Raw genomic sequence first — 22,231 nt, 5'->3', positions numbered from 1 at the left:
GCTCAAAATTGAGTTGGATGCTTTTTAGCGTTGATGGACTAATTTAAATGGGGTGACACCCTTAAAGCTCCGATTATGTTTGTATTGACCGTAAGTGAGAACTTTTAGTTGGTTACCTTGGCGATAATACATATAATCTTCTTTGTAGCCGGCGTGATAGGAATTTTGATTGACGTGACCTTGAACTCGATAATATTTACCGTACTTATGCCACTTTAAATTATTTGCTTTAAATGCCGTGTAGCCAGATGGTGTGTAGGTGATCGAATGAGCGGTGATCAGCATTCCGCCACCGGAACGGCCGGGCACCGATTCCGCAAAGTAATTGCCTTGCAGACTTCGGGGCGAGCCTAGGCCAAAGCTGGTTAATTTAACGACTAAAGCTACGGCAGCTGCTAGAACGACGACAACGCCAATGATTCTTGATAATTTCATCACACGACACACCTCTATTTAAAACCGATTATAAAGTTAATCGCTGGATTCGGCAATACGATTGTGGCGACAAAAAATGGTATTAGCGATTGCCAATACCGAAAATTATCAATCAAGTTAGCTTAAAAATGACTTCTGCTGAAACTCTGGATTGGGATAGTGATAGAAGCCTTCACCAGATTCGACACCTAGCTTATTTTCGCCCAGACGTTCTTTAAGCTTGGTAGTGATGGCTGCAGCAATTTGACCATCTTCATCGCCTGCCTGAGCCAAAGGCACACTGATAGCAGTTCGCAGACCAATCATATCGATAATCGCAAACGGGCCCATCGGTGCGCCAGTAGCAATCATCCAGGTTTTATCAATGGTCATGGGATCAGCGACACCCTTTGCCCAAAGCGACATTCCGGCAACCATCAGTGGTGTGAGCATCGAGTTAAGGACGTAGCCCGGTTGCTCTTTCTTAATTTCAATGGGCACCATTTTGATATCACGAGCGAATTGCACTATTGTTTGGTAAGTGTCAGTACTTGTTTGTTTAGTTCCCATGATTTCAGCAGTGTTCATGACCCAGATGTGATTAGCAAAGTGCATATTGAGAAATTGCGCTGGTCGGCCAGTGAATTCAGCAAATTGACTTGGGAGCATGGTTGAAGAATTGCTGGCAAAGATCGTGGCTTTTGGTGCAGCATCCGCAATAGTTTCGTAAAAATTTTGCTTGGTTGTAAGATCTTCAGGAAGTGATTCGATTACTAGATCAGCCTTAGCTACGGCGGCATTTAAATCCGTTTCATAGGTGATATTGGCTAAGCCGGCATCAAATTGGGCGTCGCTGATCTGTAAGTCATGTTGATAAGCAGGGCGCAACTGTTCAATGCGCTTTTTAGCTGCCTGAATGGAACTGTCACGACGACCGTATAAGGTTACAGCAAAGCCACTAAAGGCAATTTGATAAGCAATTTGGCTGCCAAGGACGCCCCCACCGGCAACGGTTACGTTTTGGATTGTCATTTAAAAAACTCCTTTTTAATAAAATTACGCGTGTTTTAGTCCTTTGAGAAAACTATCACAAGTTAAAATGATTTTATCAAAATTTGGCGTACTGTGGGAGAGTCAGAATTGGCGAAACTGTGTCATTTTGTCATCAAGGTGTCGAGTGTAAGATCGTAGTTAGCTAGAACGCTATTAGTGAACTGCGTTATAATGACTGCCATTTGAGCCGGTGAATGCCCATCATCTTCTGTCAGCCAATCAATGACGACACCAATATGAGCTGAAACGATGTAGGCGGCAATCGTATTGATCGGTGCACTCTCATCAAGGTGGTTTGTAAGTAAGTGAGAATAGTTATTGATACCGGATTTTAAAATTTCACGTTCAAAATTTTGCCAATGACCGTCTAAAATAAATGATTTAAAGGCTGGACGATAGTCAGCGAAGTGCTGAAAAAAGCGCGTGTAATAGGAAGCGGGGGTGTCATCGCTAAAATCATCTTTGAGAAATAGATCCAGCAAATAGGATTTCACCCAGTCAAAGAACCGCAATTTATCCTGAAAGTGGCGGTAGAAGGTCGAACGAGAAATACCAGCCGTACGGATTAAGTCTAAGGTGGTAATTTTAGTTAGTGGTTTGTCATCAAGCAAAGTGACTAAAGCAGTTAATAGTTTTTGTGAGCTTTGAAGCATATCGACTAAGTCCTTTCATTCGTAAATGATATCTCTAGTTTACTTCAAATCCATTTAAACAAGGCGTATTTGAAATATTGAAGATGATAAACTATGCATGCGCATATAAATGTGCTACACTATTTTTGGTTCAAAAAGTATGATTAACAGGAGGTTGTATTAATGAAACTCATTACAGTTGAAGAACATTACGATACAGATGAAAATATTAAGCAATTTAAGCAGTATTCAAAAGTTAAGAATAATAACCCTTACCAAGATAAACTCAAACCCAATTTAGTTGATTTTAGTAACAAGGTGGCCTACATGGACGAACATGGTATCGACTTCCAGGTCGTTTCCGATGCCGGCAATTCCGCACAGGTGCTGCCTGATGAATATGCCGTTCCGGGTGCCCACGCGCAAAACGAAACACTTGCTGAAAAGATCAGCCAATATCCCGACCGTTTTGCTGGATTAGCCACTTTACCAGCCAACGTGCCTGACAAGGCTGCTGAAGAACTGGAATATGCAGTGACTAAGCTGGGCCTAAAGGGTGGCATTATTAGCGGCAGTATCAATGGTCAATTCTTAGATGATCCTAAGTTTGAAGCCATTTTTGCCGCAGCCGATAAGTTGGGAACAACACTTTATCTGCACCCCGGTGTCATTTCTAATGATCAAAAAGCCATGCTATACGACAGCAAGTCTTACTCTAAGATGGCTGCCAACATGATGGCTGGCGCAATGTGGGGCTGGCACATGGAAGCCGGCATTCAAGTCATGCGGATCATCACTGCCGGTTTGCTGGAAAAGTATCCCAACGTTAAGCTCGCTACCGGTCATTGGGGTGAATTTATCCCAATGTTCTTGGAACGCATCGATGGTTTCAGCCCAATCGTGACCGACCTGCCACATAAGTTCTCCGACTACTACAAGCGTCAGGTTTACCTATCACCATCGGGAATGTTTACGGCACCACAAATGCAGATGGTATTGACCCAAATGGGTGCTGATCACATCATGTGGTCAGAAGATTTCCCTTACGTTCAATCCGGTGACACTGTTCGGAAATTCTTGGAACAAGCCGATATCACTGACGAACAGTGTGAAGCAATTGCTCACGGAACAGCTGAAAAACTGTTCAAACTGTAGATGTTGCGATGATTGCAGATAAGAACGACGCGACGATCAGCAAGCAACTCCACACGGCGTCTAACATTGCGATTCGCGTACTTGAAAAGCGCTTAAAACCGTTGGGTGTCAACAACAGCCAATTCTTCTTCATTTTAAAGCTGCACGATGATCCTGGTATCACTCAAGATCAACTGGTACGGGCAGACAGCCGCCACCAAAGTAACGTTAACCGAGAAATTGCGAAGTTGGCCGACATGGGGCTGGTTGATAAGCAGAAGTTGCCAACCGATGGGCGTAAATACGTCCTGAAACTGACTGCTGCTGGTGAGGCGCTGTATCCGCAAGTTAAAGTTGCTCTTGATGCGCAAGAAGCTGCTTTGAGCAAGTGTTTAACGGTGACGGATGGTCGGGTGAGCCAAGCTGATTTCTTAGCGGTACTCGAGCAAATTACCAAACTTAACGGGTAACCACCAGTATCGATTGTGATAGGCTGGTCAGCCAAGCTTAGCAGTAATTTCAGCGTATGATAATTCATAAGGGTATTCCTTCTTTCTAGAAATCGTGGTTGATTTTAAAGAATGGGTGGGAATGCCTTTTTTGATTCAAGAATGTGGACAAAAAAACTGTTGTCAGTAATAGATCAGTCTATCACCAGCAACAGAGATTACAGATTCAAAACAGCGATGAATGAATTACATCGTTGATTTGGAGAAAAACGTTCCTGCTAAATGCTTTGAATACTATTGCTACTTTTTCTCATCGATCAAAACCGTACCAGCAGGTGGATTCTGATCCAATGCGCCCACGATTGGATGGGGTTGATACGGTGCTTCCAGCGCTTGGATATCGGCGGGGGTTAAAGTGAGCTGCTGTGCTGCTGCCGCTGCTCGCAAGTGTTCAGTTTTCGTGGCGCCAACGATTGGTGCTGCGACGCCTTTAGCCCACAGCCAAGCTAAAGCAACCTGACTCATCGTGGTATCGTGCTTCTGAGCAATTGTGTTGACCTGATCAATGATCGGCAGGTCGATATTTTCCACATTATCGTATTTACCTTTTGACACTTTGTCGGTGCGACTACGTAGAGTATTAGTCTGCCAGCCGGTGTGACTTAGATGTCCAGCAGCCAAGGGGCTATACGGCATCAGGGAGGCTCCCCATTGCTTGCAGGCGGGGATCAACGTTTGTTCGTCTTCACGGTAAAGCAGGTTATAGTGGTTTTCCATGGTCTGAAACGTGGCCCAGTCATGCTCTTTAGCCGTTTGCTGCATTGCATTGAACTGTTTGGCATACATGGCGCTGGCGCCGATTGCTCGGACTTTACCACTGACAACGAGGTCGTTTAAGGCACCCATAGTTTCTTCAATCGGCGTGTCGTAGTCAAATCGGTGAATGATATACAAGTCCAAATAATCCGTACCTAACCGCTTTAAACTACCATCGATTTCGTGTTCAATGGCTTTGCGGCTGAGCCGGCCAGGGTTAAAGTAGACTTTTGAAGCAATGACGACTTTATCCCGAGAAACATTTTGACGCAGTGCCTGACCTAAATAAGTTTCACTGGTTCCTTTGGAATAGGCATTGGCGGTGTCAAAGAAGTTAATACCCAGATCAAGTGCCGTTTTAACCATTTTAGTAGTTTCGTCAGCGTTCAGAGTCCAATCGTGCATGGTGCCTGGTTGACCAAAACTCATTGCGCCAACGCAGAGCTTGGAGACTTCGATATCTGTATTGCCTAGTTGAGTTTGTTGCATTATTTTTATACTCCTTTCTATGCTGAAGCTAGTTTAGCAATTTGATTGCTATTACTTCTTATAAATGATTGTAGTCCTTCGAGTTAACTATAAGGCAATAGATTGACTGAACCATTCTAGAATTCAAAAAATCGTTGTCAGATGATAGTTTCAATCTGGCAACGACTTTAATGAAGTTTATTCTAATTTATCTCAGGAGAATTACCGCTTGATCATCCGGTAGTTGTCATCGTAAAACTTGCCGTTGCGAATGTCATCCGTCATACCTTCATAAGGTTCGGCAGCAATCACCTGGTCATTGTTTTGACCGGCATCGCCAATGTAAGTGATATTAGCGAATTCCGGCACAACCATTTTGGGGTAAGTTTCGTACTTTTCACGGGAAGTTTCCATCAGATCGATGTGGTCGTTTTGATAAGTAACTGTGATTTCTGGATGATCCTGAACCCACTTTGGGAAGAAAATGGTGCCGTTGAGTTTATGCTCGTTGGGCACAAAATCTAAAGCGACGTCAGTACCAGTTGGTTCCGTCCAGGCAATCTTATAGATACCTGCAGTCAACAGGTTGATGTGGGCTTCTTGGTCGGCCACCCAGCGACCAGCAACCATACCGCCGTGAATCCGGTAGTCAACGGTATGATCGTTCTTAGCGTACCATTCGTATTCCCAGCCGTTGTCATAGGTGTAAATAAAGTGGGTGCCTAAAAAGTCATCGAGTGTTTCAAAGTGTTTGTCCATGTGGTTTAAATTAGTCATAATGTTTTCCTACGGTAATTTTATACATGTAATTAAATACATGATTTAGATAACTTGATTATGATATACTGTCTTTAATCAAACGTCAAGGAGAAATTATTATGGCTTTACGCAATGTATTACAGTTCATCATTTTAGGCTTACTGGATCAGCAGCCGCTGACCGGTTATGAATTAACCAAGGCCTTCGATTCTGATATTGGCGAGTTTTGGTCGGCTAACCATAGTCAGATCTACCCGCAATTACGTCGGTTAGAACAGTCTGGGCAGATCACTCATCAAGAAGAAGTGAGTGGTGAAAAATTAGCACGGAAACGATATACAGTTACCACGGATGGTCGTGCAGCCTTAAATGACTGGCTTTCTGCTGAAACTGAACCAACTGTTGGCGGTCGCGATGAGTTTGCGGTGAAAATGTACTTTATCAAATCACCGGATGATCCAAGGCTAGCTCATATGTTAGCTGCTCAGCTCGGGTTTCATGAACAGAAACTAGCACATTTAAAAATCCAAATGACGCGTAAGTTTCCCAATGGACAGAATAATAACGATTATGGTCACTACCTTGTGCTGGACCATGCCATTCGGCGAGAAACTGCGTACTGCGAGTGGCTACGGTCAGCGAATTCTAAAAAATAGTTGGTTGAATGGTTCAGCCAATCTAAATGGTCGCTTAAGATTAAATTGTTAAGTTTTTACGAACAGAATAAAAAATTTAAAATAAACTATGCGATTGCATATATTTGTGCTACACTGTTTTACATTCAATGTGAAATAGAATAACTTTAACAGCTTCAAAGGAGAACAATAATGACAAAAACAGTAATTATCACCGGTGCTAATTCCGGATTGGGTTTTGAAACCACTAAACAAATTGCAAAAAAGGGCAGTGACTATCAACTGATCATGGCCTGCCGGAATATGGCAAAAGCGCAAGCCGCTAAGGATGAGATTTTAAAGGCGGTTCCTGACGCCAATATTACCTGTCTTGAGCTAGATACATCTTCTTTAGCTAAGGTGCGAGCCTTCGTTAAGGCGTTTAAGCAGTTAAACGTCCCACTTTACGGCTTAGTTTGCAACGCCGGAATTGCCGGCAGAACGGTGCACCAAACGGATGATGGCTTTAGCGACATTTTTGAAACCAATTATCTTGGGCACTTTCTGCTCACCCAACTGTTACTGCCACTGATGGCAGACGATGGCCGAATCGTGACCGTCAGCAGCGAACGCCACGATACACCGCTTAAGGGTGTTTCCTGGCCTGGAGTGGATGCACTGGCTTATGGCGGTAACTCGCGGGTGGACAGTATGAGCTATCCATTTTCTAAATTATGCATGATCTTGTTCGCCTATGAATTGGATCGTCAGCTGACTGATGCCGGCAAACACATTGCGGTTAATACAGTAAACCCAGGTTTGATGGTTGAGACCGGACTGGCCAAAAACAAGTCCCGTTTCACACCGCAGACCCTTGCTAAATTTGCTGGTATTCTGGGAACTGCCAAAGGTTCAGCAACGATGGTCACGAACCTGATCTGTGACGATAAATTTGCTGAAGGGCCGGTGAAGTACTTCGACCGTAGCAGCGATAAGCCGGTAGCCTCATCTAAGCTGTCTTATGACAAGCAGGTTCAACAAGAACTCTGGGACTTTAGTATGAAGGCTGTGGGTTTGAGTAACTAAAAAGATGACGATCTAAAACTTACAGTATATCGTTTAAATTACTAGGCCACCAATCACCGCTCAAATCTGAGCAGTGATTGGTGGCCTAGTGTTATTTCATCAATTCGACTCCAATAGGTAGCCAATGGCCACTCGGTAAAGTGCTCATTGACTGCCTATTAAAATAAAACCAGTTAGCAGTTAAATAAATAAACTCGTATTGCGTTGACGGGCATCGCCTAAGTAAGCTGCCACGCCACCAAGTTCGATACCGTCGATGAGTTCTTCTTTTTGAACACCCATGAGATCCATGCTCATGGTGCAGGCAACCATCTTAACGCCGGCATCCTGCGCTTTTTGCAGCATAGTATCGAGCTGGTCCACGTTGTTGTTATGCATTAACTTCTTCATGAGGCCACGACCGGCACCCAGCATATTGAGATTGGATAATGGTAACTTTTGTGCGCCATGGGGGAGTGCAATATCGAACATTTTCGCCATCCCTTTTTTACGGAGTTTGACGCCCGGTTTCTTAATGACGTTCAGGCCCCAGAAGGTGAAGAACATAGTCACCGGCTGGCCCATAGCGGCAGCGCCTTGGGCGATGATCAGACTGGCAATAGCTTTATCGAAATCACCATCGAAGACGACAATGGTGGTGCCTTCTTCGTTGGTTTTCGTCATACTGGCTGGTGCGGTCTCAGTGGCATTAGTCGGGCAGGCCTCAGCTTGACCTTTTTGAACCGTCGCCACAACTTTATCTCCCTGAATCTCATTATTTAAAATCGTGTTGTTAGTGGCTTTAGCCCAGGCATCGATGTCCTTGTAAAAGCCAAAGTCGGAAGCTGTGACTTTTAGCTGTTGTCCAGCGTCGAGTTTTTGCATGGCAGTTTTAACTTTTAAGATTGGACCAGGACACTGCAGCCCGCAGGCATCTAATTCAACTTGAGAAACGGGTTGTGATGCTGGTGTTTGAGATCCCGTCTTATCAGCAGTGGGGATAGTCGCTGCATGGTCAGTTTTAGTTAGTTGATATTTGGCCGTTCGATAAGTCTTCAGACCACCATCTAAATTAATAGCGTTGAATCCGCGTTGGGTCAGCACCCGAGTAACGTTGTATCCCCGCAGACCAGCCGCACAGTAAACGTAGATTGGTTGATCTTTCGGTAATTCTGACAGTCGCTGACGAATCTGGTTTCGTGGGATATTAACCGCGTTTTTTAATGCTGGTTCAGCTAACAGTTCATCAGGGTTACGAACGTCTAAGAAGTAGGCACCCTTAGCAAGCAGATCGTCCACTTCGTTCCACTGAATAGTAGTCACTAATTTATCCTGAATATCGCCTGCCATGTAGCCGGCAAAGTTAACCGGATCTTTAGCAGAAGCATATGGTGGGGCATAAGCGACTTCTACGTCAGCTAGTTCAGCGACTTTGGCGTGGAAGCGAATCGCGGTTGAAATGATATCGATCCGTTTGGCAACACCCTTAGTGCCGACTGCTTGAGCGCCCAGAATCTCACCATCTGTTGAGAAGAGCACTTTCAGCTCAATGGGAGCGGCCCCCGGGTAGTAACCAGCACTGGAATTAGGATGCAGATGAATTGCTTGATACGGGATCTTTAAGGCTTTGAGCTGGCGTTCGTTAGCACCAGTTGAAGCGGTAGTCAGCGCAAATACTTTAGCAACTGATGTTCCCAGCACGGCTGGATTCTGACGGTCAAAGCCAGCTAGGTAGTCAGCTAAGTAACGGCCTTGACGGTTGGCGGGACCAGCTAACGGCACGGAAACGGTCTGCTTAGTGATGGCATTTTGAACTGTGATCACGTCGCCAATGGCATAAATATCGGGTAGATTAGTTTCAAAATGGTCATTAACCGTAATAAAGCCGCGGTCATTGGTTTTAACGCCTGCATCCTGGGCTAACTGGGAGTTCGGCTTGATGCCGATTGCTAGAATGACTAAATCAGTGCTGATGCTGTCACCACCAGCAAATTGAAGGATATGTCCACCATTAGAAAGCGCTTCCAGTTTAGTGTTAAGGCGAACATCGATACCGTTTAATGCTAAGTGTTCATGCAGAAATTGAGCCATTTCAAAGTCTAGGTTGGGCATGACCTGTGGCGTTGCTTCTACTAAAGTAACAGCCAGACCACGGTTGCGCAGGTTTTCCACCATTTCTAGACCAATGAACCCACCGCCGATTACCGTCGCGTGTTTTGGTGAGTTCTTTTCAATGTAGTTCGTTATTTGATCCACGTCAGGAACTGTCCGAACGGTGAAGATGTTATCGGCCTCAGTTAAACCCGGAAATTTTGGCACAACGGGGTTAGCACCGGTAGACAGCACTAACTTATCGTAGTGATCGTCCATAGTATTATTGGCAGTTTGGACGGTGATGGTTTTAGCTGCGGCGTCGATGTTTGTGACCTTACTATTAACGTGAACGTCGATATTGAAGTCGCCCTGCATATCTTCAGGGGTTGAAACAAATAAACTCTCGCGATCAGGGATGGTTTGGCCAACGTAATAGGGCAAGCCGCAGTTGGCGAAGGAAATGTAGGGACCGGCTTCGTACATGACAATTTCAGCGTCTTCATTGAGGCGTCTTAACCGGGTAGCAACGGATGCACCGCCAGCGACACCACCAACAATAATAATTCGTTCAGACATATTTTGTTCCTCCTTGTGAAATTAGTAATTAATCTTGAATTCATTATACCCCACGCAGGTATATTGTCAATATATTTAATAATCACCAGTTTAACGGTAAAAACAAGTTACTTGAATATAGTACCCTAGGTGGGTATAATAAATTTAACAATTAAGAGAGCAGGTGTTCAGATGTCAGTAAAACCAATTAATGATCAAAACTTTAACCAAGAAACGGATTCTGGAACCGTCGTGATCGACTTTAATGCCACTTGGTGTCCGCCATGTAAAATGATGAATCCTATCGTAGAAAAAATGGCGGATGAGCTAGGCGATAAAGTGGCCTTTAAGTCACTGGATATCGATGAAAACCAGCAGACAGCCATGCAGATGCAAGTTCAAGGGATTCCAACCTTCATCGTTAAGAAGGATGGCAAAATCGTTGACCGAATCGTTGGCTTCACCCCAGAACCAGCCTTTAAATCTCGGCTATCCCAATACGTTGATTAAGTATGCTATAGTGGTACCAAGTAAATACTAGGAGGGAACGCGAATGGCTTGTGATCCGAAATTAATTAATCGACTTAAACGGGCGGAAGGTCAGCTTCGTGGCGTTCAAACCATGATGACCGAATGCCGGGATTGTGCTGATGTTATTACTCAGTTAAGTGCGGTTGAGGCTAGTGTGAAGCGGGTAATGGGCATGATCATTGCCGAAAACATCTCCCAGAAGATGACGGAAGATCCTGACGAAGAACTGAAGTCATCACTCAAGTTGATTCAAAAATTATAACTGAGTTTACTTGGTTGCTGATTTTAGGCAGATCATTATCAGGTCAAAATAAAAATAGGTACTAAAATCCAAATAAGACCCTTGTCGACAAGTCTGCCGGCAGGGGTCTTATTTGGGTTAAGTAACTGAAACTAACAAGTTTAATTACATATAATCATTGTGCGGTATAGCCACCATCCGCAGCAATCTCCGCACCAGTCATATAGCTGGATTCATCGGAAGCTAAGAAGGCAATCACGTTAGCGATTTCTTCAGGCTGACCGATTCGTTGCATTGGTATAACCTTTGCAGCCATATCCTGCTGGTCAGCAGAGGCGTTGGCTTTGTTTTGAATTAATGGGGTGTTGATGACACCAGGATGAACGGAGTTGACCCGAATGTTTTCATGGGCTAACTCAAAAGAAGCATCCTTGGTCATGCCGCGAATGGCAAATTTGCTAGCACCATACGCAATGGAGTCGGGCATGCCCACTAGTCCGCCAATTGAGGAAATATTAACGATCGAGCCACCACCAGCTCGGCGCATGGAAGGCAAGATCGTTTTCATGCCATAAAAGACAGAATACTGATTCACTTTGATCACTTTGTCGTATTCTTCTGGGGTTATCTCATCAATGGTCTTCATGATGCCCATACCGGCATTGTTGACTAAAGCGTTAATGGGGCCAAATTTGGCTTCACCATCAGCAACGACTCGTTTCCAGTTGTCAAAGCTACCAACATCCTGCTTCAAGAATAAACTGTTCGCGCCTAATTCGGCTTGAACCTCTTTACCAGCTTTTTCGTTTAAATCAGTCAGAATAACCTTAGCACCGTTTTTAATAAACTTTTTCGCGCTGGCCTTGCCCATACCACTGGCAGCACCGGTAATCAGCGCGGTAATGTTACTCATATCAGCCATTTTGAAGATCTCCTTAGGTAAATCAATATTGTGAATAATGTTTCATACTTATTTTATACAAAATTGACTGGTTAAAGGAGGGACAGAATCTGCTTAAAAGTCCCATTTTAAGATTCAATTGATGATTAAGCGCAATGTTAATACGAAGGAAAAGATTAAGATATCCGCTAAATCTATCACAGAATGACCGCTGGACTAAGGATGGCGCTATGATAAAAGTGTCAAGAGAAGCTTACGTTTGTTTCAAGAGAACGCTGCAGAAAAGTGTGAAACAGCTTATTGGTGGTGTTCTGGCAGAATTCACGCTATGCTGAGCAGTTATCCTTCAAGAACAGATTAAAAAATAATTATGTGGGTGATAAAAATGAAATTTTATAAACAGCAACTAGCTTATCAAGTGTTCGGTGATGGTCAGCCCATCTACTTTTTACACGGGATGTCATTATCCGGTATCAGTATGAGTGGCGTTTACGAGAAAATTGTGGCTCAAAGCCAGTTTCGGCGGTACTACGTTGATCTTCCCGGAATGGGGGCTTCGCAAAACGTTTCGGGCATCCAGAGTGCCGATGATGTGGCTGATTTATTGGCGGCATTTATTCAGGAGACGGCTGGGGACGCACCGGTGATAATAGTTGGCCACTCTTATGGTGGCTACCTGGCCTTTATCTTAGCTCAGCGATTAAGTAACGTTGTTGGAATTTTCAATACTTGTCCAGTTGTCATTGCAGCCAGTGACCAGCGGCACGTTGCCCAGCACGTGACGAAGGTCGTTGACGCCGTTCCTAATGATGGCTCAGCGGCAATGAAGGGCTATTACTTTATGAATGTCATAATTAGCCTGAAAACTTGGGCCGCTTACCAGCACCAAGTCGTACCTGGCCAGCAACAGTTCAATAGTCAATTTTGGGATTCAATCCGGCAAAATGGTCATTATGCAATCTCGAATGAAGCGCAGTTGTTTGATCAGCTTGCTGAACGCATGATACCGATCTATGTTCTCTTGGGACGGCACGACAATATTGTCGGTTATGAGGACCATTTAGCAAAATTAAAGCGCCTGCCGAATAGCCATGTTGTGATCGACGATAACGCTGGGCACAGTCTGTTGATCGATGATCCAAAATTAGTTGATCAGCAATGGCAGCAGTTTATGAGAGCTGTCGCTATCTAACACCCAACGTCACTTTAAATTCGTTAGAGACCAATACTATTTATTTGCGGGCGCAACTAAATGGTGATAGAATGTGGCTGTAATTGGGATGGAAATAGGAGGATAGGTATGGTTAAACTAATTGGTGTTGAAGAACACTTTACGAGTCCGGCAGCACAGCAGGCACCGCAGTCAAAGCCGGCACACACAAAAATTGATCCTCAAGTTGGTCAGGCAATTGGTGGCGGTTTAGCTCAATATTCAGCTGATGAACAGCTACAGGAATCAGTTGAAAGTCGAATCAGTTTCTTGGACCAGCACGGCATGCAGATGCAGGTACTCTCAGATGCTGGCTTGGAAAATACACCGGTTAATATTGCGATTCCGTTGGCCCAGCAGATGAATGATCAGCTGGCGGAAATTGTGGCTGCTCACCCAACACGGTTCGCGGGCTTTGCGGCGTTACCGCTGCAAGACGTTGACGCGTCCGTGAAGGAACTGCACCGGGCAGCTAAAAAGGGCTTGCACGGCACGATGATTCACGGTCGAGTCGGCGGTAAATGGTTAGATGATCCAGTGTTTAAGCCCTTGTGGCAGGCAGCTACTGAACTGGATATGCCCGTGTACATTCACCCGGCAATTACTAACCCGCAAGTGATGTCGACTTACTATCTTAGTGACCAATACTCATTGGGCACTGGTGGTGCTTTAGGTCTACCTGGTTTTGGCTGGCATGCTGAAACTGGCTTGGAATTTGTGCGACTGGTACTCGCTGGCCGGTTTGATGAATTTCCCAGGTTAAAGATCATGATGGGTCACTGGGGCGAGGTGGTCAGCTTCTTCATGCACCGCATGGATGAAACCATTATGCCGACACATCCTAATATCAAACATGATGTTTCTGATTATTTCCATCAGCACCTGTACGTGTCACCCAGTGGGATGTTTGATCAAAATCAGCTGAACTGGGCAGTTTCTGAGTTTGGCGCGGATCACGTCATGTTTTCGACTGATTATCCCTATGAGCCAACGGATAAGATTCAAACCTTTCTCGCAGACTCAGCACTATCCGTAGCTGATCAAGAACAGATTGGCAGCCAAACGGTGACCGACTTACTACATCTTTAAAGAAGGGGTTGATTAAGTGATCGATACCGGTGATGATTCAATCGTTAAATGGCTTATAATTGCTGGCCGTCAAGTTAGTCAGCACCTTGGTCAGCAGCTGGCCCGTCTGAATGTGAGTGCCAGTCAGTATTATTATTTGCTGAAGATCCACGATAATCCTGGACTAACGCAAAAGGATTTAATTGAAGCTGAATTTATCAATCCCAGTAATGTTACTCGTGCGATTAAACAGTTGGTTGAGCAAGGGCTGGTAGATCGGCACAGGTCGGTCAAGGATAAACGAGCGCAAGTACTGCAGCTGACGCCTGAAGGCCAGCAAGTTTATCCTCAGATCAAGGCCATTTTGGATCAAGAAGAGGCCCTATTTCGTCAAGTAACTAAAAAACAGTTCCCTAATTTTGATTCTGAGCAGTTGGCTACAATATTGCAGTCATTTGCCCAGCTTCACGGGGATACTGATAAAACAAATTAATGGAAGGAAGTTGCCAAAATGAAAGCAATTGTCATTGAAAAAGCCGGCGGGCCAGAAGCCTTACAGTTAAAAGAGGTACCAACACCCAAGGTTAAACCGGGTTGGAGTTTGGTTCGCGTTAAGGGCTTTGGCATTAACCACTCCGAAATTTACACCCGAAAAGGTGAATCACCAACTGTTAAATTCCCACGAATCTTAGGCATCGAATGTGTCGGTGAAGTCGCCGATACCACTGAATCTGACCGGTTACCAGTTGGTCAAAAAGTTGTCAGCATTATGGGCGGCATGGGACGTGAATTTGACGGTGGCTACGCCGAATATGCGTTACTGCCTAACAAGCAGATCTATCCGGTAACGACTAACCTGTCGTGGCCAGAACTCGCTGCGGTTCCGGAAACGTATTTTACAGCGTATGGCTCACTGAAGAATGCTCATATTGATACTGCTAAGAGTTTGCTGGTCCGTGGCGCCACCAGTGGCGTTGGGACGGCAGCTATTAAGCTAGCCAAAGCTATCAACCCATCAATTACGATTTCGGGCAGTACCCGCCATGCTGAAAAATTTGCTGAATTAAAGGCCATTGGTTGTGACAAGCCGGTTTTGGATCAGGATAAAAAGGTTCAAACTGCGGACCATTTTGATGCTATTTTGGAATTAGTTGGTCCTGCAACTTTAAATGATTCGTTGCCACATCTTAACCAATTCGGCTATTGCTGCATGACTGGCGGCCTTGGAGATCAGTGGACAGTGCCTGATTTTAGCGCGTTTGTGCTTCCCAACGGTGCCAGTCTGACGGTTTTTGAGTCTGGAGCTGCCAGCAGTGATTCAGCGTTTAAGGATATGTTGAGTCTGATAGAGACTCATCATATCGATGTCAAGCCTACCGAGACGTTTGATTTAGCTCACACTGGTGATGCACAAGCATTCCTAGAAGCTAGTGATAGCTTTGGCAAGGTAGTTGTTCTTCCCTAACATAATGAAAGAAGGTTTCTAATGACAGCGTTAACGATTGCTGGTAAAACTTATCCAGATTTACAGATTCCAGATGGTTACAAACTCGTAGTTGATAAATTAGTCCCACGAAACGATGAAAAGGTGCATCTGCTGCGCTACCAACCGGCAAATCTGCCAGAAGAAGCACTCGGCAGAGAACACGTGACGGTGATCCACCGTGACGATGGTAGTATTTATTCGTATAATGCGCTTACTCAACCATTGACAGGTGCGGTACCCAGTGAGAAGCAAGCCTTTGCGATTGCGGAAAAACTGTGGCAGGAAGTCGCACCTGGATATCGGGAACAGCTTGAGCCGCTGAGAAGTTTAGCTGGTCAAGAACGGACTTACATCGATGCAGATGGCAAAACCGTCACGATTCCATTGATCTGGGCGAAGTATGCTAATATGCTGGTGGAAGGCAGTTATGAATGGGTCGGCTTCGGCCCCAATGGTCATCTGGTTGAGTTCGAACGGAATAACTTCTGGGACTATGCTGCTGGCCGTCAAAAGACTGAGATGTGGTACGGCGATGATTGGATCCGTGCGCGTCGTGGCCAGGGTCCGCAGTTGGAAGCGCCGTTGCCGTTAGCTTAAATTTAAAGACTAAAAAAGGGCTCGCAATTTGCGGCCTCTTTTTGTTGCCTAAAAGACGAATTACTATTTCAATTAGGCGGTGATTGTTCTATTCTATGGGTGAGAATTGACTGTCAGAATTGGTGATAGTAAAGGAGAGAAATCCATGCCAGAAACTTACCGTTTGCAACTGGGACCACTTGTTCGTCGTTTGCCGATTATGAAATTACCCAATGACGTGACGATTGCCTCGTTTGTGTTATTAGGAGATGCGGAGTTGACGCACTACGCTGCTGAAAGACTGATTGATCGGGTTAAAACTGTTAAGTTTGATTATTTTGTCACGGTGGAAAGTAAGGGAATTCCGTTAGCGCAGGAAATGACGTGGCTAAGCGGCCGTAAGCAGTATGTTGTCTTGCGAAAAGCGGTGAAGGACTACATGGTCTCACCGCTGAGTGTACCGGTTGAAGCCATCACGACTTCGGCTGATCAGCGACTAGTCTTGGATGGAACGGATGCGGTTAAGTTGAAAGGTAAACGGGTGATCATCGTGGATGACGTCATCAGTTCGGGTGGCTCGCTGCAAGCAGCTGAACGGTTACTTCGACAGGCAGGCGCATGCGTTGTTACTCGATTAGCGGTTTTGGCAGAAGGGTCCGCTAAGAAACGACAGGATATTGATTATTTAGGAACATTACCGCTATTTTAGAATGTGTGACAAAACTCGGTAGATTCCAGAATTTAACTCCAAAAAGCCTATTTCGGCGGCCTTTGTCGGAATAGGCTTTTTGGAGTTAAATGGCCGGAATCTGAGTTTTAGAACACGATTAGGCTATATTAAAGTATTGAACCAATAATTACCTTTTTGCTATTTTCAGTTAAGAAGTCAGTTGAAATACTTATCAATATAGACGTATGTCTCAGTTTTTTTACTATTGATTTAAAGGTTTAGGTGCAATATTTGGAACGGTTGATTTTTCCCGTGAAGCGAAGAAGCCGAAGACGGCACACCAGACGATGCCTAGAATTGCGGGGATCTGGTTATTGGCGTCCAAGAATAAGCTGAGATAAACAATTCCGAAAAAGACGATCAGCACCGGGTCAATAATTTTATAGGCCGGCATCAGGAACCCGTTCGGCAAAAAGTCAGTGGAGCGACGGTAACGATAATGGGCCGCAATGGTCAGCGCGTAAACGATCAAGTAGAGGTCACTGCAAGCAGCCGCAATCAGGGCGAAAACGTTTGAAATTCCGGGTAACAAACTGAGAAGCGGTGCTAATAAGCAAAGGGTGACCGAAATCAGGATGCCACGTGCTGGCACGCCATGACTGGAAATGTGTTTAAAATGATGCATAAATGAGCTGTTGGAGTCAAGTGACAGCTGGTAAAAATGACGCCCAGCTGAATAGATCACACTGTTGATTGATGAAGCAGCTGAAGTTAACACAACGAAGTTAACCACCGCAGCGGCAGCGCGTAGGCCAATCAATGAAAAGACCTGAACGAAGGGACTTTGACTAGTCGAAAGGCTGCGCCATGGATAAATCAGCATGATGACGAAGAGGGCACCAACGTAAAAAATCAGGATTCGGAAGATGATTTCGTTAATAGCTTTTGGCAGTACCTTACGGGGGTTCTTAGTTTCAGCAGTGGTGATCCCAACGAATTCCATGCCGCAAAAGGCAAAGAAAACCATTGGAAAGGCGCCGATAAAGTTTTTGATTCCATTGGGAAATAGTGTGAATCCGGATGTAATGTTGGTCAAACTAACAGCCCCGCTGGACGTTTTAAAGTGAGTGAACAATAGGAAGAAGCCGGTGGCAATCATTGCTAAGATAGCGATAATTTTGATCATAGCAAACCAGAATTCTGCTTCACCAAAGAGGCGAACGGCAATGAGATTGACACTAGTCAGGAGCGCTAAGAAGATGACTTGAATCAGCCAGCTAGGGGCGTGCGGCAGCCAGAACTGAACGTAATTGGCAATCGCGGTCAATTCAGCCATACCAACACAGATGAGGTTAATCCAGTAGGTCCACCCAGCAAAATAACCCGTGCGTTTGCCTAGGTAACGGCTGATAAAAGCGATGAACGTGTGCTGAGATGGATCTGCATACAGCATTTCACCCATGGCGCGCATCATCAAGAAGAAAAAGATACCAGTAATCATATAAACAAAAATAATCGATGGTCCGGTTTTAGTGATTGAAGTGCTCGCCCCTAAAAACAGTGCGGTACCAATCGTACCACCTAGTGCAATCATCTGAACATGTCGGTTAGATAAGGCCCGTTTTGTGCCATCGGCGTTAATATCTGTCTGTTTGTCCATAGACTCGCTTCCCTTTCTTATTAGTTCGTATTTAATCACTAAATGATAGAAAATTCAAGCAATTAATTAGAATATGATTTGAACTGATGAAATGATAGTTATTAATATTCATTAAATAAGCCATTGTTAAGGTAAAAATAATATTTATACATACGCTAATCAAACTTTAATATTTAATTCGGGCAAATATATAACTGCATAAATAGTTACATTGCTATGTGAGCTTATTCAACCGAATTGGTGCTGTTCTTGAAAAAATCTGTAGAAAATCCCCTTGAGGTTGATCGATGAATGATATTAATTCATCAATCAACCTCAGGGGGACTTATAGCAAACTCAATCCTAGATTTGGTTTGCAACCATTAAACGTTTTTCTGATTGACCGGTGCCACATTTGGAACTGTCGATTTTTCCCGTGAAGCGAAGAAGCCAAAGGCAACACACCAGACGATGCCTAAAATTGCCGGGATTCGGTTACTTGGGTCAAAGAACAGGCTGAGGTAAACGACGCCAAAGAAGACAATTAATAGTGGGTCCACAATTTTATAGGCTGGTATCAAAAAGCCATTTGGCAGAAAGTCTGCAGAACGGCGGTAGCAATAGTGGGCAACGATCGTCAGCGCATAAACGATCAGATAAAGGTCACTCGTCGCGGATGCAATCAAACTAAATACATTTGACACACCGGGTAGGACGCTGAGTAATGGCGATAACAAGACGCATCCCGTGGAAATGACAATTGCCAAAGCGGGAACGCCGTGAGTCGAAATCTTTTGAAAATGTCGCATGAAAGGACCGTGAGATTCAATGGCTAGCTGGAAGAAATGACGGCCAGAAGAATAGATCATGCTGTTGAGTGCTGAGACGGAGGCTGTTAAGACCACAAAGTTAATGATGGCAGCAGCGGCGTGAAGCCCGACTAGTGAAAAGACCTGAACGAAGGGACTTTGAGTAACTGAAAGGCTGCGCCATGGATAAATCAGCATAATCATGAATAGTGCGCCAACGTAAAAAATCAGGATTCGGAAGATGATTTCATTGATCGACTTAGGTAAGACCTTTCGGGGATTCTTGGTTTCAGCAGTGGTAATCCCGATAAACTCCATGCCGAGAAAGGCGAAGAAGACCATTGGAAACGAACCGATAAAGTTATTCACACCATTTGGAAAAAGCGTGAAATCGGCAAACACGTTTGAAAGACTCACAGTGCCGTTGGGCGTTTTAAAATGACCAAATAACATGAAAAATCCGGTGGCAATCATGGCTAGGATCGCGATGATCTTGATTATTGAAAACCAGAATTCGGCTTCACCAAATAACCGAACTGCAATTAGGTTCACACTAGTGAGAATCAGTAAGAAAATGACTTGAATCAGCCAGCTGGGAGCATGCGGAAACCAGAACTGAACGTAATTCGCGGTTGCCGTCAGTTCTGCCATTCCGACACAGACTAAGCCGATCCAATAAGTCCAGCCAGCGAAATAACCAGTCCGGTCGCCAACGTAACGGCTAATAAAAGCAATAAAGGTATGTTGTGATGGATCCTCAAATAGCATTTCACCGATGCCCCTCATCATCAGGAAGAAAAAGGCACCAATGATAATGTAAACCAAGATGATGGAAGGTCCCGTTTTTTTGATGGAAGTACTCGCACCCAAGAAAAGACCGGTACCAATCGTGCCACCCAGTGCAATCATTTGAACGTGTCGGTTAGATAAAGCCCGTTTTGTGCCATCAGCATTAATATTGGTTTGTTTGTTCATAGACTCACTCCTTCTCTCATTAGCTTGTATTTAATCACTAAATGATAGAAAATTCAAGCAATTAATTAGAAATTAATTAGAAAGTGGTCTATAAAAGATTATAAAAAATAGCTAAATATGCTGTTGCGTAGGAATAAGACGATACATTTTTCTATATTAATTAAATTTTAATTTAAAATTAAGCAAATATATAATTGAATAAACAGTTACACAACCGTGTGAGCTTATGCGTTCAAATCGGTCTTTTACTTCAGCAATGGTTGATAACGATTGAAATCAGTTTGATTGATAAATTAAAGCCTTCAATGACTGTACCAACAGTCATACTGGGAGCAGTTGATACTAATATCCGCTAGTTTGTTTATTTACTCACGTATTTTAAATGGGCAGTTAATAATAAAAAATCAAACGTTAAATTAAAATTCGGTTTGAATTGGGACTGGAATTTATTCAAGATTACTGCTATATTTAGTTTACAAAAGGATATTGTAGCTGTTTTTAGTTGACTAATTAGATTTTAATGATTAGTAGTCCTGCTATTAAACTGAATAAATAGTTATATTGCTATGTTAATTTATTTGCATGATATCCGTTAACATAGTGAATAGTTCACTTGGAGGTGTCCATTTTTATGGAAATGAATCAATTAAATCCCGATATTGTGTCAGTCGCACCATCTGCGTTACGAGTGTTCGATCATGAGATTAGTGCAGATCCTGATATTGTTAAGCTAACGTTGGGCGAACCCGATTTTAACGTGCCGGAACATATTAAACAGGCAGCGATTGCGTCTATCAAGGCTGATCAATCGCATTATCCGTACTACTGGGGTATTCAGGAATTACGGGATGCTGCTTCAACGTATTACCGTGAAAAATTTGGCTATCAGTATTCGGCTGACCAAATCGTCTGCACGGTTGGCGCCACGGAAGGATTAGCCGCAACTTTTAAAACGTTATTTAAACCTGGCGATGGCGTATTGATTCCGATGCCCGCTTATCCGGTTTATAAGGCGATGGCACTGGTTAATCATTTGAAGCCAATTATGATCGATACCACCGCAAATGGCTGTGTACTTCAACCACAGCAGGTGGCGGATGCGATTCAGGCTAACCCGGATATTAACATCAGAGGTGTGGTGATCACTGATCCGTCCAATCCAACTGGAGTGGTCTATTCTGAAGACCAGTTAGCTGCTTTGGTGCCAGTATTGCGCGATAACAAGATTTGGGTGATCAGTGATGAAATCTATGGTGAGCTGACCTATGGCGTCCAGCATTACTCATTGTCACGGTGGTTGCCAGACCAGACCATTATCATTAATGGGCTATCGAAATCACACGCCATGACTGGCTGGCGCATCGGCTTTGCGTTTGGCCCAACTGGCGTGATCGACCAAATTGCTAAGGCCCATCAATTCCAAGTTACGACACCGACATCAATCGTGCAATATGCCGCCGTTGAGGCTTTAACGCATGGTCAAAATGATGCTGCAGCAATGCGGAAGGTCTATGAGAAACGCTGTGACTACCTCAAACGGGAACTGACAAAATTAGGCGTGACTTACGTTGAACCCCAAGGCGCGTTCTACATTTTCATGAAGATTCCAGAACAGTGCCAGCTCGATAGCTTTGCCTTTGCCCGTCAATTGGCGAAGGACTACCACGTTGGATTGATGCCAGGAGCACCATTTGGCGATCCGCAGGCACTACGGATCAGTTATGCTTCCAGCAATGAAAACCTGCACGCTGCGGTGGATGCGCTGACTAAGGAATTAACGAAATTAGGCGTATTGGCTTAATTAAGAAAATATTTTAAAGCATATACGAAAAGTACACTGATTCCCTAAACGGAGAATCAGTGTACTTTTCGTATATTGTCATAGAGGGTGACTGATTGTAGATTGGATTAAAGAGGAGAGTAAGCACACTATAACCGGACGTATTGAAACACAAAACGGACTTCCTCATATTTGAGTTAGTCCGTTTTTGTATTTCATTCAGTTACTAATTGCTGATCAGGTTCATAATTCCACGGTAAACAAGCCTCCAATTGCGCTTCTTTTGGGAAAG

The 22,231-nt window shown here is 44.2% G+C and carries 22 protein-coding genes; 13 read left to right on the top strand and 9 right to left on the bottom strand.

Translation table 11 applies throughout. The annotated features are described in order from the left end of the window. Window positions 1-24 precede the first annotated feature (24 nt). The 3 genes from FFM73_RS06815 to FFM73_RS06805 all read right to left on the bottom strand — a co-directional run bounded on the left by FFM73_RS06815 (window position 25) and on the right by FFM73_RS06805 (window position 2,120). Window positions 25-435, bottom strand: a complete 411-nt coding sequence (locus FFM73_RS06815; protein ID WP_137631029.1) for a hypothetical protein — start codon at window positions 433-435, stop codon at window positions 25-27. A gap of 117 nt (window positions 436-552) precedes the next feature. Continuing rightward, on the bottom strand, window positions 553-1,446 hold the full coding sequence (locus FFM73_RS06810; protein WP_137631028.1) for a 3-hydroxyacyl-CoA dehydrogenase: 894 nt from the start codon (window positions 1,444-1,446) through the stop codon (window positions 553-555). Window positions 1,447-1,568: 122 nt separating this feature from the next. Further along, window positions 1,569-2,120 (bottom strand): TetR/AcrR family transcriptional regulator C-terminal domain-containing protein, encoded by a 552-nt coding sequence (locus FFM73_RS06805; protein ID WP_137631027.1) that lies wholly within the window; start codon window positions 2,118-2,120, stop codon window positions 1,569-1,571. Window positions 2,121-2,282: 162 nt separating this feature from the next. Between FFM73_RS06805 and FFM73_RS06800 the strand changes: the two genes are divergently transcribed. Further along, window positions 2,283-3,254, top strand: a complete 972-nt coding sequence (locus FFM73_RS06800; protein WP_137631026.1) for an amidohydrolase family protein — start codon at window positions 2,283-2,285, stop codon at window positions 3,252-3,254. An 8-nt stretch (window positions 3,255-3,262) separates the two neighbouring features. Further along, entirely contained in the window at window positions 3,263-3,703 is a 441-nt protein-coding gene (locus tag FFM73_RS06795; protein ID WP_137631025.1) for a MarR family winged helix-turn-helix transcriptional regulator, read from the top strand. Window positions 3,704-3,982: 279 nt separating this feature from the next. Here FFM73_RS06795 and FFM73_RS06790 read toward each other — a convergent pair whose 3' ends face one another. Together FFM73_RS06790 and FFM73_RS06785 are read right to left on the bottom strand one after the other, a co-directional pair. After that, window positions 3,983-4,987, bottom strand: coding sequence for an aldo/keto reductase (locus tag FFM73_RS06790; RefSeq protein ID WP_137631024.1), 1,005 nt, complete (start codon window positions 4,985-4,987; stop codon window positions 3,983-3,985). 201 nt (window positions 4,988-5,188) lie between these two features. Further along, a complete protein-coding gene (locus FFM73_RS06785) occupies window positions 5,189-5,725 on the bottom strand; it encodes a phenolic acid decarboxylase (protein WP_137631043.1) in 537 nt (178 codons plus the stop codon). Between the two features lie 119 nt (window positions 5,726-5,844). Between FFM73_RS06785 and FFM73_RS06780 the strand changes: the two genes are divergently transcribed. Then, entirely contained in the window at window positions 5,845-6,381 is a 537-nt protein-coding gene (locus FFM73_RS06780; RefSeq protein ID WP_137631023.1) for a PadR family transcriptional regulator, read from the top strand. Window positions 6,382-6,552: 171 nt separating this feature from the next. Beyond that, on the top strand, window positions 6,553-7,425 hold the full coding sequence (locus FFM73_RS06775) for an SDR family NAD(P)-dependent oxidoreductase (protein ID WP_137631022.1): 873 nt from the start codon (window positions 6,553-6,555) through the stop codon (window positions 7,423-7,425). A gap of 180 nt (window positions 7,426-7,605) precedes the next feature. Here FFM73_RS06775 and FFM73_RS06770 read toward each other — a convergent pair whose 3' ends face one another. Then, window positions 7,606-10,074: an FAD-dependent oxidoreductase gene (locus FFM73_RS06770; RefSeq protein WP_137631021.1), complete on the bottom strand. Its 2,469-nt coding sequence runs from the start codon at window positions 10,072-10,074 to the stop codon at window positions 7,606-7,608. A 171-nt stretch (window positions 10,075-10,245) separates the two neighbouring features. On the opposite strand from FFM73_RS06770, the gene trxA reads away from it, so the two are divergent. After that, window positions 10,246-10,563, top strand: a complete 318-nt coding sequence (gene trxA / locus FFM73_RS06765) for a thioredoxin (RefSeq protein ID WP_137631020.1) — start codon at window positions 10,246-10,248, stop codon at window positions 10,561-10,563. A 43-nt stretch (window positions 10,564-10,606) separates the two neighbouring features. After that, on the top strand, window positions 10,607-10,846 hold the full coding sequence (locus FFM73_RS06760) for a metal-sensing transcriptional repressor (protein WP_137631019.1): 240 nt from the start codon (window positions 10,607-10,609) through the stop codon (window positions 10,844-10,846). 154 nt (window positions 10,847-11,000) lie between these two features. Here FFM73_RS06760 and FFM73_RS06755 read toward each other — a convergent pair whose 3' ends face one another. Beyond that, window positions 11,001-11,747 (bottom strand): SDR family NAD(P)-dependent oxidoreductase, encoded by a 747-nt coding sequence (locus FFM73_RS06755; protein ID WP_137631018.1) that lies wholly within the window; start codon window positions 11,745-11,747, stop codon window positions 11,001-11,003. A 364-nt stretch (window positions 11,748-12,111) separates the two neighbouring features. Here FFM73_RS06755 and FFM73_RS06750 point away from each other — a divergent pair, with 364 nt between their 5' ends. From FFM73_RS06750 to FFM73_RS06725, 6 genes are all read left to right on the top strand, one after another. Then, window positions 12,112-12,918, top strand: coding sequence for an alpha/beta fold hydrolase (locus tag FFM73_RS06750; protein WP_171001230.1), 807 nt, complete (start codon window positions 12,112-12,114; stop codon window positions 12,916-12,918). Window positions 12,919-13,026: 108 nt separating this feature from the next. Then, window positions 13,027-14,025 carry an amidohydrolase family protein gene (locus FFM73_RS06745; RefSeq protein ID WP_171001229.1) on the top strand — a complete coding sequence of 333 codons (999 nt, stop codon included), beginning with the start codon at window positions 13,027-13,029 and terminating at the stop codon, window positions 14,023-14,025. A 16-nt stretch (window positions 14,026-14,041) separates the two neighbouring features. Further along, window positions 14,042-14,497, top strand: coding sequence for a MarR family winged helix-turn-helix transcriptional regulator (locus FFM73_RS06740; RefSeq protein ID WP_137631015.1), 456 nt, complete (start codon window positions 14,042-14,044; stop codon window positions 14,495-14,497). A gap of 18 nt (window positions 14,498-14,515) precedes the next feature. Then, window positions 14,516-15,469, top strand: a complete 954-nt coding sequence (locus tag FFM73_RS06735) for an alcohol dehydrogenase catalytic domain-containing protein (RefSeq protein ID WP_137631014.1) — start codon at window positions 14,516-14,518, stop codon at window positions 15,467-15,469. A gap of 21 nt (window positions 15,470-15,490) precedes the next feature. Continuing rightward, window positions 15,491-16,087, top strand: coding sequence for a cell division protein ZapE (locus tag FFM73_RS06730; protein ID WP_137631013.1), 597 nt, complete (start codon window positions 15,491-15,493; stop codon window positions 16,085-16,087). 145 nt (window positions 16,088-16,232) lie between these two features. After that, window positions 16,233-16,775, top strand: coding sequence for a phosphoribosyltransferase family protein (locus tag FFM73_RS06725; protein ID WP_137631012.1), 543 nt, complete (start codon window positions 16,233-16,235; stop codon window positions 16,773-16,775). Between the two features lie 223 nt (window positions 16,776-16,998). Here the strand turns inward: FFM73_RS06725 and FFM73_RS06720 are convergent, their stop codons facing one another. Both FFM73_RS06720 and FFM73_RS06715 read right to left on the bottom strand, forming a co-directional pair. Next, on the bottom strand, window positions 16,999-18,396 hold the full coding sequence (locus tag FFM73_RS06720) for an amino acid permease (protein WP_137631011.1): 1,398 nt from the start codon (window positions 18,394-18,396) through the stop codon (window positions 16,999-17,001). Between the two features lie 362 nt (window positions 18,397-18,758). Next, a complete protein-coding gene (locus FFM73_RS06715) occupies window positions 18,759-20,159 on the bottom strand; it encodes an amino acid permease (RefSeq protein ID WP_137631010.1) in 1,401 nt (466 codons plus the stop codon). A gap of 631 nt (window positions 20,160-20,790) precedes the next feature. Here FFM73_RS06715 and FFM73_RS06710 point away from each other — a divergent pair. Beyond that, complete coding sequence (locus tag FFM73_RS06710; RefSeq protein WP_137631009.1) at window positions 20,791-21,960, top strand: aminotransferase class I/II-fold pyridoxal phosphate-dependent enzyme; 1,170 nt, start codon at window positions 20,791-20,793, stop codon at window positions 21,958-21,960. Window positions 21,961-22,231 lie beyond the last annotated feature (271 nt).

Source organism: Secundilactobacillus hailunensis (assembly GCF_005405185.1).
GTDB classification, from domain to species: Bacteria; Bacillota; Bacilli; order Lactobacillales; family Lactobacillaceae; genus Secundilactobacillus; species Secundilactobacillus hailunensis.
Note: the sequence above shows the minus strand (reverse complement) of the source record. Positions and strands in the feature narration are given on the sequence as shown.

Bases quoted from the DNA above. Each gene is read 5' to 3' on its own strand.
- FFM73_RS06720 (WP_137631011.1), bottom strand. From the start codon at position 18,396: ATGGACAAACAGACAGATATTAACGCCGATGGCACAAAACGGGCCTTA.
- FFM73_RS06725 (WP_137631012.1), top strand. From the start codon at position 16,233: ATGCCAGAAACTTACCGTTTGCAACTGGGACCACTTGTTCGTCGTTTG.
- FFM73_RS06760 (WP_137631019.1), top strand. From the start codon at position 10,607: ATGGCTTGTGATCCGAAATTAATTAATCGACTTAAACGGGCGGAAGGT.
- FFM73_RS06735 (WP_137631014.1), top strand. From the start codon at position 14,516: ATGAAAGCAATTGTCATTGAAAAAGCCGGCGGGCCAGAAGCCTTACAG.
- FFM73_RS06805 (WP_137631027.1), bottom strand. From the start codon at position 2,120: ATGCTTCAAAGCTCACAAAAACTATTAACTGCTTTAGTCACTTTGCTT.
- FFM73_RS06790 (WP_137631024.1), bottom strand. From the start codon at position 4,987: ATGCAACAAACTCAACTAGGCAATACAGATATCGAAGTCTCCAAGCTC.
- FFM73_RS06710 (WP_137631009.1), top strand. From the start codon at position 20,791: ATGGAAATGAATCAATTAAATCCCGATATTGTGTCAGTCGCACCATCT.
- FFM73_RS06800 (WP_137631026.1), top strand. From the start codon at position 2,283: ATGAAACTCATTACAGTTGAAGAACATTACGATACAGATGAAAATATT.
- FFM73_RS06815 (WP_137631029.1), bottom strand. From the start codon at position 435: ATGAAATTATCAAGAATCATTGGCGTTGTCGTCGTTCTAGCAGCTGCC.
- FFM73_RS06810 (WP_137631028.1), bottom strand. From the start codon at position 1,446: ATGACAATCCAAAACGTAACCGTTGCCGGTGGGGGCGTCCTTGGCAGC.
- FFM73_RS06755 (WP_137631018.1), bottom strand. From the start codon at position 11,747: ATGGCTGATATGAGTAACATTACCGCGCTGATTACCGGTGCTGCCAGT.
- FFM73_RS06730 (WP_137631013.1), top strand. From the start codon at position 15,491: ATGACAGCGTTAACGATTGCTGGTAAAACTTATCCAGATTTACAGATT.
- FFM73_RS06715 (WP_137631010.1), bottom strand. From the start codon at position 20,159: ATGAACAAACAAACCAATATTAATGCTGATGGCACAAAACGGGCTTTA.
- FFM73_RS06795 (WP_137631025.1), top strand. From the start codon at position 3,263: ATGATTGCAGATAAGAACGACGCGACGATCAGCAAGCAACTCCACACG.
- FFM73_RS06770 (WP_137631021.1), bottom strand. From the start codon at position 10,074: ATGTCTGAACGAATTATTATTGTTGGTGGTGTCGCTGGCGGTGCATCC.
- FFM73_RS06750 (WP_171001230.1), top strand. From the start codon at position 12,112: ATGAAATTTTATAAACAGCAACTAGCTTATCAAGTGTTCGGTGATGGT.
- FFM73_RS06785 (WP_137631043.1), bottom strand. From the start codon at position 5,725: ATGGACAAACACTTTGAAACACTCGATGACTTTTTAGGCACCCACTTT.
- trxA (WP_137631020.1), top strand. From the start codon at position 10,246: ATGTCAGTAAAACCAATTAATGATCAAAACTTTAACCAAGAAACGGAT.
- FFM73_RS06745 (WP_171001229.1), top strand. From the start codon at position 13,027: ATGGTTAAACTAATTGGTGTTGAAGAACACTTTACGAGTCCGGCAGCA.
- FFM73_RS06775 (WP_137631022.1), top strand. From the start codon at position 6,553: ATGACAAAAACAGTAATTATCACCGGTGCTAATTCCGGATTGGGTTTT.
- FFM73_RS06780 (WP_137631023.1), top strand. From the start codon at position 5,845: ATGGCTTTACGCAATGTATTACAGTTCATCATTTTAGGCTTACTGGAT.